This window comes from Herbaspirillum huttiense (assembly GCF_047300815.1).
Classification (GTDB): domain Bacteria; phylum Pseudomonadota; class Gammaproteobacteria; order Burkholderiales; family Burkholderiaceae_D; genus Herbaspirillum; species Herbaspirillum huttiense_A.
The window spans coordinates 802,553-816,312 of record NZ_CP178608.1; the positions used below are offsets into that span (position 1 = coordinate 802,553).

The 13,760-nt window shown below is 64.0% G+C and carries 12 protein-coding genes; 6 read left to right on the plus strand and 6 right to left on the minus strand.

The window, feature by feature from the left end; genetic code table 11:
* Nucleotides 1–94: 94 nt before the first annotated feature.
* The 5 genes from ACLRDN_RS03765 to ACLRDN_RS03785 all read right to left on the minus strand — a co-directional run bounded on the left by ACLRDN_RS03765 (nt 95) and on the right by ACLRDN_RS03785 (nt 6,133).
* Complete coding sequence (locus ACLRDN_RS03765) at nt 95–1,738, minus strand: methyl-accepting chemotaxis protein (RefSeq protein WP_413459023.1); 1,644 nt, start codon at nt 1,736–1,738, stop codon at nt 95–97.
* Between the two features lie 319 nt (nt 1,739–2,057).
* Entirely contained in the window at nt 2,058–2,513 is a 456-nt protein-coding gene (gene ybeY / locus ACLRDN_RS03770) for an rRNA maturation RNase YbeY (RefSeq protein WP_413459024.1), read from the minus strand.
* Nucleotides 2,500–3,639 (minus strand): PhoH family protein, encoded by a 1,140-nt coding sequence (locus tag ACLRDN_RS03775; RefSeq protein WP_413459025.1) that lies wholly within the window; start codon nt 3,637–3,639, stop codon nt 2,500–2,502. The genes ybeY and ACLRDN_RS03775 overlap by 14 nt, the downstream gene beginning before the upstream one ends.
* A gap of 30 nt (nt 3,640–3,669) precedes the next feature.
* Complete coding sequence (miaB, locus tag ACLRDN_RS03780) at nt 3,670–5,010, minus strand: tRNA (N6-isopentenyl adenosine(37)-C2)-methylthiotransferase MiaB (protein ID WP_413459026.1); 1,341 nt, start codon at nt 5,008–5,010, stop codon at nt 3,670–3,672.
* Nucleotides 5,011–5,203: 193 nt separating this feature from the next.
* Nucleotides 5,204–6,133, minus strand: coding sequence for a LysR family transcriptional regulator (locus tag ACLRDN_RS03785; RefSeq protein ID WP_413459027.1), 930 nt, complete (start codon nt 6,131–6,133; stop codon nt 5,204–5,206).
* 130 nt (nt 6,134–6,263) lie between these two features.
* On the opposite strand from ACLRDN_RS03785, the gene ACLRDN_RS03790 reads away from it, so the two are divergent.
* The 6 genes from ACLRDN_RS03790 to ACLRDN_RS03815 all read left to right on the plus strand — a co-directional run bounded on the left by ACLRDN_RS03790 (nt 6,264) and on the right by ACLRDN_RS03815 (nt 12,899).
* Entirely contained in the window at nt 6,264–6,872 is a 609-nt protein-coding gene (locus tag ACLRDN_RS03790; protein WP_413459028.1) for a cysteine hydrolase family protein, read from the plus strand.
* Between the two features lie 399 nt (nt 6,873–7,271).
* A complete protein-coding gene (locus ACLRDN_RS03795; RefSeq protein WP_413459029.1) occupies nt 7,272–7,901 on the plus strand; it encodes a nucleoside/nucleotide kinase family protein in 630 nt (209 codons plus the stop codon).
* A gap of 98 nt (nt 7,902–7,999) precedes the next feature.
* Nucleotides 8,000–8,950: an ABC transporter substrate-binding protein gene (locus tag ACLRDN_RS03800; protein WP_413459030.1), complete on the plus strand. Its 951-nt coding sequence runs from the start codon at nt 8,000–8,002 to the stop codon at nt 8,948–8,950.
* A gap of 120 nt (nt 8,951–9,070) precedes the next feature.
* Nucleotides 9,071–10,663, plus strand: coding sequence for a sugar ABC transporter ATP-binding protein (locus ACLRDN_RS03805; RefSeq protein WP_413459031.1), 1,593 nt, complete (start codon nt 9,071–9,073; stop codon nt 10,661–10,663).
* Nucleotides 10,664–10,665: 2 nt separating this feature from the next.
* Nucleotides 10,666–11,682: an ABC transporter permease subunit gene (locus ACLRDN_RS03810; protein WP_413459032.1), complete on the plus strand. Its 1,017-nt coding sequence runs from the start codon at nt 10,666–10,668 to the stop codon at nt 11,680–11,682.
* A gap of 26 nt (nt 11,683–11,708) precedes the next feature.
* Complete coding sequence (locus tag ACLRDN_RS03815; RefSeq protein ID WP_413459033.1) at nt 11,709–12,899, plus strand: AGE family epimerase/isomerase; 1,191 nt, start codon at nt 11,709–11,711, stop codon at nt 12,897–12,899.
* 9 nt (nt 12,900–12,908) lie between these two features.
* Here the strand turns inward: ACLRDN_RS03815 and ACLRDN_RS03820 are convergent, their stop codons facing one another.
* Entirely contained in the window at nt 12,909–13,757 is an 849-nt protein-coding gene (locus tag ACLRDN_RS03820; protein WP_413459034.1) for a TIGR02285 family protein, read from the minus strand.
* Between the last annotated feature and the right edge of the window lie 3 nt (nt 13,758–13,760).

The following is a 13,760-nucleotide window of genomic DNA, read 5'->3' on the forward strand; positions in this document are numbered from 1 at the left end:
CCCGATGTTTGCGCGCCAATGCAGCAGGCAAAAAAAAGCCGGCATTCACGATGCCGGCAAATACACCCTCAGGGAAAAACTTTCTGCCTGGTGCTCAGGCGTAGCTCAGGGCCGGCATCGCCGTGTCCTGGGAATACTGCACGGCGGCATGCTGCGGGGCGCGCACTGCGGTCGGGCCAGCCTGTTCGGCCGTGAGCTTGAAGATGCTCACCACATCGGTCAGGGCCACGCTCTGTTGCTGCATGGAGGCGGCGGCCGCGGCAGCCTGTTCCACCAGGGCGGCGTTCTGCTGGGTGGTTTCGTCGATCCGGGCCACGGCGTTGTTGATCTGTTCCAGGCCGGCGGTCTGCTCGGCGCTGGCGGCGCTGATGTCCTGCACGATGTGGGTCACGCTCTGGATGCTCTTGACCACCTCATCCATGGTCGAGCCGGCTTCGCTGACCTGCTTTTCACCTGTGGCGACCTTGGCCACCGATTCATTGATGAGCGCCTCGATTTCCTTGGCGGCAACCGCCGAGCGCTGGGCCAGCGAGCGCACTTCGGAGGCGACCACCGCGAAACCGCGGCCTTGCTCACCGGCACGGGCCGCTTCCACGGCGGCATTCAGGGCCAGGATATTGGTCTGGAAGGCGATGCCGTCGATGACGCTGATGATGTCCACGATCTTGTGCGACGAGGTGCTGATGGCGTGCATGGTCTCCACCACGCGGCCGACCGCAGCGCCGCCCTTGCTGGCGACGTCGGATGCATTGTCGGCCAGGCGCTTGGCTTCGCGGGCATTGTCGGAAGTCTGCTTGACGGTGGCGGTCAGCTGCTCCATCGCCGAGGCGGTTTCCTGCAGCGAGCCGGCTTGCTGTTCGGTGCGGTGGGACAAGTCCATGTTGCCGCGCTTGATTTCATCGGAAGCCACGGCGATGGTGTCAGTACCCTGGCGCACTTCACCGACGATGGCCACCAGGCTGTCATTCATGCCCTTGAGTGCAGCCATCAGCTGGCCCAGCTCATCCTTGCTGGTGACTTCGATGCGGCTGCCCAGATCACCCGACTGCACGCTTTGCGCCACGCTCACGGCCTGGGCCAGCGGACGGGAGATCGAGCGGGTCAGCAGCCAGGCGATCAGGCCGCCCAGGGCCAGGGCCGCAATGCTTGCCACCATCATGGTCCATTTGGCCATGGCGTAGGCGGCTTCGGCCGCTTCCACATTGGCTTCGGAATTCTTGCGCAGCAGCTTGTTGAATTGCTCCACATGGGCAATCACCTGCTTGAGAATGGGCATGCAATCCTTGACCAGCGAAGCGCGGGCCGCATCAGTCTGTTGCGAGGTCGCCAGCTTGACGATGTTGACGGCCACCGGCAAGTATTGCGCTTCCAGCTTGCGCAGTTGCTCCAGCATCTCGCGCTCCTGCGGCGTGGTCGCCGGATCTTGCATCAGGCGGGTCAGTTCGGCCAGGCCGGAATCGATATCCTTTTGCGCGCTGCCGACCAGGTCGACATCGCCTTTCTGTTCAGCAGCGCCATTGACCAGCGTCAGGTTGCGGGCCGCAATGGCGCGCAGGCCCACGGCGAATTGCACTTTGGAAAGCGCTTCGAGCTTGCCCTCATCGACGGAGGTCAGGAAGATGATGCGATCGTTCAGGCGCGACACTTGCTGCAGGCCGAAGCTGGCAACGGCCACCAGCAGGACCAGTACGGCGGCAAAGCCAAGGCCAAGACGATGGCCGATCTTCAAGTTCTTCATGACATCCTCCCCGATGGGTTTAATTGGTGTGGAAGCATTCTCGTTCAGCCGGAGTCCGCTTCCCATCGGGCTTTTCCTGAATTGCCTACTTAAAACTCAGGGGAAATTCACAGGCAAATTGTCACCCCAACATGAAAACGGAAAAATCGATGATCACATCGGGAAACTCGATCACTTTTTAGCGTGATAAAGCGGCAACGGCTTGAGACAAAGCAACAAAAATGAAACCGGCGCCGAAAACAAAAACGGCCTGCCGCAGCAGACCGTTTCGTTTGCAACATCAGGCTGCCTTGCCGAAGCGGCAAGGCAGTCTCCTGGCTCATCGTGACTTGTAGGGATTGGCGTAGCCCAGGGTAGCGAGGATCTCGGTTTCCAGGGCTTCCATCTCGTTGGCTTCCTCGTCGTCCTCGTGGTCATAGCCCTGCGCATGCAGCACGCCATGCACCACCAGGTGAGCGGTGTGTTCTTCCACGGTCTTCTTCTGCTCTGCGGCTTCCTTCTCCAGCACGTCGGTGCAGAAGATGATGTCGGCTTCGGTGACTTCGCTGTCTTCATCTTCCGTATAAGCGAAGGTCAGCACGTTGGTGGCGTAGTCCTTGCCGCGATAGTCGCGGTTGAGGTCACGGCCTTCTTCGGAACCGACGAAACGCAGCGTCAGTTCGGCCGGCGCAAACAGGGCGGCCTGCACCCAGCGGCGCAGGAGAGGGCGGGTGATGCTGTCCTTGAGGCGGTCGTCGGCATATTGCACCGACAGCGTGAGTTTATGTTTTGGCATGGCGCGGCTTGGCGGATTTGGTCAGGAGATTGGTGGCAGTGCGGGCGGTGGCGCGCGCGGTATCGGGGCGGGGGTTGCCGGCCGCATCATAGGCATCGACGATGCGCGCCACCAGCGGATGACGGACCACGTCGGCACTGGTGAAGCGCGAGAAGGCGATGCCGCGCACATCATGCAGCACCGACAGCGCATCGACCAGGCCGCTCTTCTGGCCGTGGTGCAAGTCAACCTGCGTGACGTCGCCGGTGATGACGGCCTTGCTGCCGAAACCGATGCGGGTCAGGAACATCTTCATCTGTTCCGGCGTGGTGTTCTGCGCTTCGTCCAGAATGATGAAGGCGTGATTGAGCGTGCGGCCGCGCATGTAGGCCAGCGGGGCGATCTCGATGGCCTGCTTCTCGAAGAGCTTCTGCGTGCGGTCAAAACCCAGCAGGTCATAGAGCGCGTCATACAGCGGACGCAGATACGGATCGACCTTCTGCGCCAGGTCGCCCGGCAGGAAGCCCAGGCGCTCGCCCGCTTCCACGGCCGGGCGCGTGAGCACGATGCGCTGCACGGCATCGCGCTCCAGCGCATCGACCGCGCAGGCCACGGCCAGGTAGGTCTTGCCGGTGCCGGCCGGGCCGACACCGAAGGTGATGTCGTGTTCCAGGATGGCATTGAGATACTGGCTCTGATGCGGCGTGCGTCCGCGCAGGTCGTGCTTGCGGGTCTTCAGGATGGGGCTCTCGGGCAGCGGGTCCTGGCTGTCCTTGTCGTCGGCGGCAGTCGCAGCAGCCGTAGCAGGCGCTGCCGCAGCGGCCTTGCCACGACGCGCCGGCAGCGGCGGCAGGCCGGCCTCTTCATCGGCGGCGGCGTTGGCACGCTGCTCCACCAGGGCCAGCTGGATATCGTCCACGGCCACCGGACGGTCGGCCTTCTCGTAGAAACGTTCCAGCACTTCCACGGCGCGCTGTGCATTGGTGCCGGTGACCACGAAGCGGTCGCCACGGCGGAAGATGGTCACGTCCAGCGCGGCAGAAATCTGCCGCAGGTTTTCATCGAGGGCGCCGCACAGGTTGGCCAGGCGCCGGTTGTCCAGCGGCTGGGGCGTGAAGTGATGAGGCTGATTGGGGATTTTTTTCAATGCACGATTCCGGTTAAGGGGATTGAATCATCAATGACGGGTCACGATCTCGCCACGCAGCGAGAAGGGGAAGGCTTCGGTCACGCGGACTTCGAGGATCTCGCCGATGAGGCGCTGGCCATTCGGGCCACCGTCGAAGTTGACCACGCGGTTGCTCTCGGTGCGGCCTTGCAGCTCATGCTCGCGGCGCTTGGAAATGCCTTCCACCAGCACCTTTTGCACCGTGCCGACCTGCGCGGCACTGATCTTGGCCGCGTTGTCGTTGAGCGCAGCCTGCAGGCGCTGCAGGCGGGCCAGCTTGACTTCCTGCGGGGTGTCGTCGGCCAGGCTGGCGGCCGGCGTGCCGGGACGCGGGCTGAAGATGAAGGAGAAACTGTTGTCGAAGCCCACATCGGCCACCAGCTTCATGAGCGCTTCGAAATCTTCCTCGGTCTCGCCGGGGAAGCCGACGATGAAGTCTGATTGCACCGTGATGTCCGGGCGCACCTTGCGCATGCGGCGGATTACCGACTTGTATTCCAGCGCGGTGTAGCCGCGCTTCATCGCCGCCAGCGTGCGGTCCGAGCCATGTTGCGCCGGCAGGTAGAGATGATTGCAGAGCTTGGGCACCTTGGCGTAGGTGTCGATCAAACGCTGCGAGAATTCCTTGGGATGGCTGGTCACGAAGCGGATGCGTTCGATGCCCGGCAGCTCGGCGATGTATTCGATGAGCAGGGCGAAGTCGGCGATCTCGCCATCTTCCATCACGCCGCGATAGGCGTTGACGTTCTGGCCCAGCAGCATGATTTCCTTGACGCCCTGGTCGGCCAGCCCGGCCACTTCGGTCAGTACATCCTCAAAGCGGCGCGAGACTTCTTCGCCGCGCGTATAGGGCACCACGCAGTAGCTGCAATACTTGCTGCAGCCTTCCATGATGGAGACATAGGCCGTTGCTCCTTCCACGCGGGCCGGCGGCAGGTGGTCAAACTTCTCGATCTCCGGGAAGCTGATGTCCACCTGCGGGCGGCCGCTGTAGCGCCGCTCGGAAATCATCTGCGGCAGGCGATGCAGGGTTTGCGGGCCGAACACCATGTCCACGAAGGGCGCGCGCTTGATGATGGCGTCGCCTTCCTGCGAGGCCACGCAGCCGCCCACGCCGATGAGCAGGTCGGGTTTGTCCTTCTTGAGCGCACGCAGGCGGCCCAGGTCGGAAAACACCTTCTCCTGCGCCTTCTCGCGAATCGAGCAGGTGTTCAGCAGGATCACGTCGGCCTCTTCCGGACGATCGGTTTTGACGAGGCCTTCGGCGAGATGGAGCACGTCGGCCATCTTGTCCGAGTCGTACTCGTTCATCTGGCAGCCGAAGGTTTTGATGAATACTTTTTTCTGCATAGATCTTTATCAGGCGAAGAGCGCAGGAAGGACGCATGGAACATGCGCGCGCCGGCGAGGAGGAGGGCGGCGGGCCGCTGGAATCTGCTGCTGCAGCGGTGGAGGAGCCCATCCCCGGAGGTTCGCGATTATAGCACCGCACGTCACGGGCAGCGGCCGCCAGGGCCGGCCGGACTTGTCCGTGCGGCAATTCTCAGAGTTGCGTGCAGCAGTCCTGCAGCCACGTCAGCACGGCGCGCAGCCGGGGCAGGGCTTTCAGGTCGCGGTGGAACACCGCCCACAGCTCGCGCTGCAGCTGTGGCGCAGGCTCCACAGTCTGCAGTTCCGGGGCCAGCAGATAGCTTGGCAGCAAGGCCAGTCCGACCCCGGCACGCGCGGCCATGCACTGCGCCACCAGGCTGGTGCTGCGAAAACGCACCGGGTTGCCGGCCGCATGGTCGGCGATCCAGCGTGTCTCCGGAATGTCCGGCACGCCATCGTCATAGGCCACGAAGGGCGCTGTCTTGCGCGCCCGCCGCCAGAGGGCGACGTTGTCCGCCGTACCACACAGGTAAAAGCGCACCGCGCCCAGCGGCCTGGCGATCAGTTCGCCATCCTGGGGTTTGCCGAAGCGCAGGGCCAGGTCGGCTTCGCGCCGTGCCAGGCTCAGGGTCTGGTGGCCCAGGGCGAATTCCACATCCAGCGCCGGCCATTGGTCCAGCAGGGCGGGCAGGCGCGGCGCCAGGAACATGGTGCCGATGGCATCGGTGCAGGCCAGGCGCAGCTTGCCTTCCAGCCGCAAGTCTCCGCCGGCCAGCGTGCGGGCCAGTTGCCGGGTTTGTTCCTGCATGGCGCTGGCGGCGGCCAGCACGCTCTCGCCCAGGCGGGTCAGTTCCACCTCCTCGGCGCGGCGCAGGTAGAGCGGCGCCTGCAGGGCCTCTTCCAGCAGTTGCAGGCGGCGGCCGATGGTGGCATGCGTGACGCCCAGCGCACGGGCCGCGCCGGAGAGGCTGCCGGCTTCGACGAAGGCGGCGAAGCTGCGCAAGCTTTCCCAGTCGGCATCCAGGGCGGCATGCATGGCAGCATGTGTGGCTTGCGGGGAGGGCAAGGGCGTGGCCTTGCTGGGGGCTGTTAATTTTTTCACAGGGGGCTGGCGATTTCGGTGAATGGCAGTGCGAATTTTATCGGACTAAGATGGTCCGTCACTGTGCATAGACGATCAGTTGCAGCGTTTTATCGACTTCTTTCGAACGTTTTTTAACAAGGAACCATCCATGTCCTCTCCCCAGACCCTCATCCAGATCGCCGGCGGCAGCGCCCGCGCTGCCACCTGGCAGGAAGCCGTCCTGCTCATCATCGACCACCAGACCGAATACACCACCGGACGCGCCCCGCTGGCCGGCATCGATGCGGCCGTCGGCCAGATTGCCGAGCTGCTGCGCCAGGCCCGTGCCGCCGGCGCGCCGGTGATCCACATCGTCCACCACAGCAAGCCGGGCAGTGCCATGTTCGATCCGCAAGGTCCGCACGTGGCCATCATCGACGGCGTGCAGCCGCAGGGTGAGGAGCTGGTGTTGCCCAAGGGCCTGCCCAATGCCTTCGCCGGTACCGGGCTGGATGAGGCCATCAGGAAGACCGGCCGCAAGTCCCTGATCGTGAGCGGCTTTGCCACCCACATGTGCGTGAGCGCGACCGTGCGCTCGGCGCTGGACCATGGCTATGCCTCTACCGTCGTGGCCGCCGCCTGCGCCACCCGCGACCTGCCGGACCCGCTGGGCGGCGCGCCGGTGAGTGCCGCCGAAGTGCAGCGTGTGGCATTGACCGAATTGGCCGATCGCTATGCCACGGTGATGGCCGATGCAGCGGCGCTGGCGAAAAACTGACGCGCTCAGACGCCCCAGATTGTTGCAGGCCAGGCAAGGACGCTACCTCACCCGTAGCGTCCTTTTTTCATGGCGCTGACTTACTCATAAGCAGATCGATATCGACAATATTCAAAGAAAATTTCATCACGTTGATGACGCGGAACTAGCAATAATTAGAAATTACGCATGAATATTCAGGAGCGCTGAAATTCAGGAGACAAAATCGCTTAGTTTGTCGGCTTTCCGCAATTCGCGCATGTCCGCATCCGGTTGGCACGACAGCCGCCTGCAGTGCGGCCGATGGGCGAAGCGAGCGCAACGGCAGCCCTTGCTGTTGTGCTGCATTTCAATAAAGCGCGTGCATGCCGCGTGCGGATGGCCCTGCGGGCGATCCTTAGAAAAAGGAATGAGTCGACCATGATTCCGGCAGTCTTCAACGACCGGCTTGCGGCCCTGCTGGCCAGCGGCCGGCGCACCATACTCGGTATTGCCGGCCCGCCCGGCAGCGGCAAGTCCACCCTGGCGCAGGCGCTGCTTGAGCATGTGCGCTCGCAGGGGCTGGCACATTCCGTGATCCTGCCCATGGATGGCTACCACCTCGCCAATGCAGAGCTGGCGCGCCTGGGCCGCGCCGCGCGCAAGGGCGCGGAAGATACCTTCGACAGTGCCGGCTATGTCCATTTGCTGGCCCGACTGCGCCAGCAGCAGGCCGATGAGCTCATCTATGCACCGCAATTCCTGCGCGAGATCGAAGAAGCCATCGCCGGCAGCATCGCCATTGCCCCCGAGACGCAGCTCATCATCACCGAAGGCAATTACCTGCTGCTCGATCGCGGCCATTGGGCGCGCGTGCGGCCCTTGCTCGATGAGGTCTGGTATGTCGATGTCGATCCCGCCGTGCGGCTGCAGCGGCTGATCGCACGCCACGCGCAGTTTGGACGCAGTCCCGAAGAGGCCGAGGCGTGGGTGATGAACAGCGATGAGATCAATGCAGCGCTGATCGAGACCACACGCAGCCGTGCCGACCAGATTGTTCGCCGGGACTGACGGTTCCGGCGTGTTGTGAGCAGCAAGCAGCAAGCAGCAAAGGGCCGCGACAGGCCCCAGCCATCCCCCTCGAACTTCCAACAAGAACGGAGACCAGCATGATCCAGAAAACCCTCGCCATCGCCTGCGCCACCCTCGCCCTGGGCGCTGCCACGGCCCCGGCGCAGGCCGCCGACAAGCCCCTGAAATCGGTGGGCGTCACCCTCGGCGACTTGGCCAATCCCTTCTTCGTAGCCATCGCCAAGGGTGCGGAAAGCGGCGCCCACAAGATCAATCCGGACGCCAAGGTCACCGTGGTCTCCTCCAAGTATGACCTCAACACCCAGGTCGGCCAGATCGAGAACTTCATCGCCAACAAGGTCGACATGATCGTGCTCAATGCGGCCGACTCCAAGGGCGTGGGCCCGGCCGTGAAGAAGGCCAAAAAGGCCGGCATCGTGGTGGTGGCCGTAGACGTGGCCGCCGAAGGTGCGGATGTGACCGTCATGTCGGACAACACCATGGCCGGCGCCGAGTCCTGCAAGTTCATCGCCGACAAGCTGCAGGGCAAGGGCAATGTGGTCATCGTCAATGGTCCGCCGGTGTCGGCGGTGATGGATCGCGTCACCGGCTGCAAGGCCGAATTCAAGAAGTCGCCCGGCATCAAGATTCTTTCCGACAACCAGAACGCCGGCGGCAGCCGTGATGGCGGCATGACCACCATGTCCAACCTGCTGGCCGCGCAAGGCAAGATCGATGGCGTCTTCGCCATCAATGACCCCACCGCCATCGGCGCCGAACTGGCCATCCGCCAGGCCAAGCGCAGCGACATCAAGGTCATCACCGGTGTGGATGGCGCGCCCGATGCCGAGCGTGCGCTCAAGGATGGCAAGTCGCTCTTCGCTGCTTCGCCTGCACAGGACCCGTATGGCATGGCCGCCGAAAGCGTGGCCATCGGCTATCAGGTCATGAATGGCCGCGCCCCCGAGAAGGCCGTCAAGCTGCTGCCGGTCAAGCTGATCACGCGCGACAACGTGGCGGATTACAAGGGCTGGGTCCCGGCCAACTGAAGCCACGCATCTGGCAGCTCACCTCACAGGTGAGCGTGCCCGATCCGCAGCGCCCGCAGCCAGGAGAGCTTCCTGCTGCGGGACGCGCTTGCCGCTACGCGGCTGCATTCTCCGATTGCCATGACTTCCACTCCCATTCTGCAGATGACCGGCATCAGCAAGTCCTTCGGGGCCACGCGCGCGCTGTCGGACATGCACCTGAGCATCCGTCCCGGCGAGATCCACGCCCTCATGGGCGAGAACGGCGCCGGCAAGAGTACGCTCATGAAGGTGCTTTCCGGCGTCCATACGCCGGATGACGGACAGATCCTGCTGGACGGCCAACCTGTCTCGCTGCGCGACCCCGGCGCCAGCCGCGCTGCCGGCATCAACCTGATCTACCAGGAACTGGCGGTCGCCCCCAACATCAGCGTGGCCGCCAATGTCTTCATGGGCAGCGAACTGCGCACGCGCTGGGGGCTGATCGATCACGCCGCCATGCGCCGTCGCACCGATGCCGTGCTCAGGCAACTGGGCGCGGCCTTCCGGGCAACGGACCGTGCGGGGCGGCTCTCGATTGCCGAACAGCAGCAGGTCGAGATCGCCCGTGCCCTGGTCCACCGCAGCCGCATCGTCATCATGGATGAACCGACGGCGGCACTCTCCGAACGCGAGACCGAGCATCTCTTCGGCGTAGTGAAACGCCTGCGCGATGAGGGCCTGGCCATCATCTACATCAGCCATCGCATGGCCGAGGTGGTTGCCTTGGCGGACCGCGTGACGGTGCTGCGCGATGGCAGCTTCGTGGGCGAACTGGCGCGCGAGGAGATCGATTCCGAACGCATCGTGCAGATGATGGTGGGCCGCTCGCTGGGCGAGTTCTACCAGCACACCCGCATGGCGCCTGAACGTGCGGCGACCCTGCCGGTGGTGCTGCAAGTGCAGGATCTGGCCGGTGGCAAGGTCAAGCCTTCCAGCTTCTCGGTGCGGGCGGGCGAGGTGCTGGGTTTTGCCGGGCTGGTCGGTGCCGGCCGTACCGAGCTGGCACGCCTGCTCTTCGGGGCGGACCCCCGCAGCGGTGGCCACCTCCTGCTGGAAGGCCAGGCCGTGCAGATCGATGAGCCGCGTGCGGCCATGCGCGCCGGTATCGCCTACGTGCCCGAAGACCGCAAGGGCCAGGGCCTGTTCCTGCAGATGGCCGTGGGTGCCAACGCCATCATGAACGTGGCCGGCCGCCACAGCAGCATGGGGCTGGTGCGCAGCGGCGCCCTGGATGGCGTGGCACGCGGTGCCATCCAGCGGCTCAACGTCAAGGTCGCCCATCCGCAAGTGGCGGTGGGCAAGCTCTCCGGCGGCAACCAGCAGAAAGTCTTGCTGGCGCGCTGGCTGGAGATTGCGCCCAAGGTCCTGATCCTGGACGAGCCCACACGGGGTGTGGATATCTATGCCAAGAGCGAGATCTATCAACTTGTCCACAAGCTGGCCGGGCAGGGCCTGGCCGTCGTGGTCATCTCCAGCGAGCTGCCGGAAGTCATCGGCATCTGCGACCGCGTGCTGGTCATGCGCGAGGGAAGCATCACCGGCGAACTGGCCGGTGCCGCCATCACCCAGGAGGCCATCATGCACCTGGCCACCGATACCGCCCGCATGCACGGCACGCATGCACAGGGCGCCCGGCCGCCTGCCATCGACGCTGCGGCGGTCCATTCTTCTCCTTCTTCCCATTCCTCCTAGTCATGGCTGATTCCACTTCCGTTTCCAAGCACGACGCTGCTGCGCGTTCCTCTTCCACGGCGTCGCAATGGCTGCTGCACCGGCTGGGCATGTTGCCGGTGCTGGTAGTGCTGTATCTGCTGTTCTATGCACTGACGATCTATCTCAGCGGCGACGGCAGCTCCAACTTTGCCACCACCGAAAACACCATGAACATCCTGCGCCAGGTCGCCATCAACCTGGTGCTGGCGGCCGGCATGACCTTCGTCATCCTCACGGCCGGCATCGACCTGTCGGTCGGTTCGGTGCTGGCGGTCTCTGCCGTGCTGGGCATGCAGATATCGCTCAGTGCCGCACCGGGCTGGTCGATTCCGATGTTCGTTCTCTCGGGGCTGTTGATGGGCATGGTCAATGGCGCCATGGTGGCCTTCCTCAACATCAATGCCTTCGTGGTGACGCTGGGCACGATGACGGCGTTTCGCGGTGCAGCCTACCTGCTGGCCGATGGCACCACGGTGCTCAACAACGAGATTCCCAGCTTCGAATGGATCGGCAATGGCGACTTCCTGCATGTGCCCTGGCTGATCTGGGTGGCGGTGGCGGTGGTGCTGCTGTCCTGGGTGATCCTGCGCAAGACGGTGCTGGGCATGCACATCTACGCCATCGGCGGCAACCTGCAGGCCGCGCGCCTGACCGGCATCCGCGTGGGGCTGGTGCTGCTGTTCGTGTATTCGATCAGCGGCCTGTTCGCCGGCCTGGCCGGCGCCATGTCGGCCAGCCGCTTGTATGGGGCCAACGGCAACTGGGGCAGTGGATATGAACTTGATGCGATTGCCGCCGTGGTGCTGGGCGGCACCAGCCTCATGGGCGGCGTGGGGACGATCTGGGGTACGGTGGTGGGGGCGCTCATCATCGGCGTGATGAACAACGGGCTCACCATCCTGGGCCTGTCTTCGTTCTGGCAATACGTGGCCAAGGGCGCGGTGATCGTGCTGGCCGTGATCCTCGACAAATGGCGCCAGAAGGATGCGGCGCAATGACACACTCTTCCGCAACCGGAGCCACCATGACTCTTCCCGATGTTGAAAGCCGCGCCTTCCTGCAGGCGCATGTGGCCGATACGCTGGCCTTCTACGACCGCCATGCCATTGACCCGGCAGGCGGATTCTTTCACTACCTGAAGGACGATGGCAGCGTCTACGATCACAGCCATCGCCACCTGGTCAGTGCCACGCGCCTGGTCTTCACGCAATCGATGGCTTATCTGCACACCGCGCAGCCACGCTACCTGGAACAGGCACGCCATGCACTGGCGCACCTGGAACGCTTCCGCCATGCGGAGGGGCCACTGGCTGGCCTCTACGCGTGGACCTTGCGGGATGGCCGGATCGAGGATGGCACCGTGATGGCCTATGGCCAGGCCTTCGTGCTGCTGGCGTTTGCGCATGCGCATCGCGTCGGGCTGTGCGATGCGCAGCAGGTGGCACAGGCCTATGAACGCATGGAGAGCGCCTTCTTCGAGCCTGCGCATGAAGCGTATGCGGACGAGATCACGCCAGCGGGCGAGCTGATCGCCTATCGCGGCCAGAACGCCAACATGCACATGTGCGAAGCTTGCCTGGCGGCGCACGCTGCGACGGGGCGCGCGGTCTACCTGGAACGGGCGCAACTGCTGATCGAGCGTTTCGTCTTTGGTCTGGCGCGGCAATCGCAGGATCTGGTGTGGGAGCATTACCGCCAGGACTGGTCCCTGGATCACGACTACAACCGCGGCAACCGCGACAACATCTTCAAGCCCTGGGGTTTCCAGACCGGGCACCAGACCGAGTGGGCCAAGCTGCTGCTGATCGCCCATGCACAGCAGCCGCGTGCGGCCTATGTGGAGCGTGCCGCGCAATTGCAGGACGCGGCCTGGCAGCACGGCTGGGATGCGCTCTACGGTGGCTTGATCTACGGCTTCGATCCGGACCTGCGCCCCTATGACACGGATAAATATTTCTGGGTCCAGGCCGAGTCCTTCGCCAGCGCGTGGCGGCTATGGCGCGCGACCGGCGAAGCACGTTTCCGCCAGCAGTATCACGCCATCTGGGCCTGGAGCTGGGCGCATCTGGTGGATCATCATCATGGTGCCTGGTTCCGCATCCTGGCCGCCGATGGCAGCAAGCTGGAAGACACCAAGTCCCCCGCTGGCAAGGTGGACTATCACACCATGGGCGCCTGCTGGGACGTGATGGAAGCGGGCGGCCTGCGCGAGTGAGGGCGGCCGTCAGGGGATCTTGAGGAATACCTTGTCGTAGATCTTGCGGATCTCTGCTACCGATTCGGGATCGTGCCATTTTTCGACGATGGCGCGATACGACGGCTTGGTGCGCTCGGCCAGCAGGACCTTGTTGACCTGTTCCACCACTTGCCGGCCCCATTCATTGCGCGGGCACATCACGCGATTGAAGACAACTTCGTCGGCTTCCTGCATGGGCAAGGCCACCAGGGCGTCCGGCTGGCCCATGGCGCGCGCCTGTTCAAAGGCCAGCAGCGGCAGCTCGACCATGTAGTCGATACGGCCGGCCAGCAGCATGCCGATGGATTCCACCTGTTCCGAATAATTCTCCCGCGGCGGATAGGCGGCCAGCAGCTTGTCCACGGTGGGGCTGTAGGAGCGGTCGCGCATCACCGAGGTGCTCAGCTGCGGATTCTCCAGCAGTGCCTTCAGCGACAGCTTTCCCCGGAACTGCGCCAGCCGGTCGCGCCGCACGATGATGCGCAGGGGCAGGAAGATCGAGGTCGGCAACGACAGGTAGCCCACGCGTTCGCGTTCCGGCGTCTTGAGCATGCCGTTGTAGCACCAGTGGCTGCCCTTGCGGATCTCGCTGTTGATGCGGGGGAAGGGCGCTTCCAGCTCCACGTGTTCGTATTGCGGCAAGTCTTTTTTGATGATGTCCAACGTCTGGTCGAAGATGCCCTGGTGCGCAAATTCACCGCTGCGGATCATGTAGGGCGGCACATTGTATTTGCCCCAGACGATCTGGTCAGCCGCTGCCGCCTCGGGCAGCACGGCCACCAGTGCGAGGCAGGACAGCGCCCAAGTCAGCAGGGCAGGCAGGATACGGGAGGACATGCC

Bases quoted from the DNA above. Each gene is read 5' to 3' on its own strand.
- ACLRDN_RS03765 (WP_413459023.1), bottom strand. From the start codon at position 1,738: ATGAAGAACTTGAAGATCGGCCATCGTCTTGGCCTTGGCTTTGCCGCC.
- ACLRDN_RS03805 (WP_413459031.1), top strand. From the start codon at position 9,071: ATGACTTCCACTCCCATTCTGCAGATGACCGGCATCAGCAAGTCCTTC.
- ACLRDN_RS03810 (WP_413459032.1), top strand. From the start codon at position 10,666: ATGGCTGATTCCACTTCCGTTTCCAAGCACGACGCTGCTGCGCGTTCC.
- ACLRDN_RS03790 (WP_413459028.1), top strand. From the start codon at position 6,264: ATGTCCTCTCCCCAGACCCTCATCCAGATCGCCGGCGGCAGCGCCCGC.
- ybeY (WP_413459024.1), bottom strand. From the start codon at position 2,513: ATGCCAAAACATAAACTCACGCTGTCGGTGCAATATGCCGACGACCGC.
- ACLRDN_RS03795 (WP_413459029.1), top strand. From the start codon at position 7,272: ATGATTCCGGCAGTCTTCAACGACCGGCTTGCGGCCCTGCTGGCCAGC.
- ACLRDN_RS03800 (WP_413459030.1), top strand. From the start codon at position 8,000: ATGATCCAGAAAACCCTCGCCATCGCCTGCGCCACCCTCGCCCTGGGC.
- miaB (WP_413459026.1), bottom strand. From the start codon at position 5,010: ATGCAGAAAAAAGTATTCATCAAAACCTTCGGCTGCCAGATGAACGAG.
- ACLRDN_RS03820 (WP_413459034.1), bottom strand. From the start codon at position 13,757: ATGTCCTCCCGTATCCTGCCTGCCCTGCTGACTTGGGCGCTGTCCTGC.
- ACLRDN_RS03815 (WP_413459033.1), top strand. From the start codon at position 11,709: ATGACTCTTCCCGATGTTGAAAGCCGCGCCTTCCTGCAGGCGCATGTG.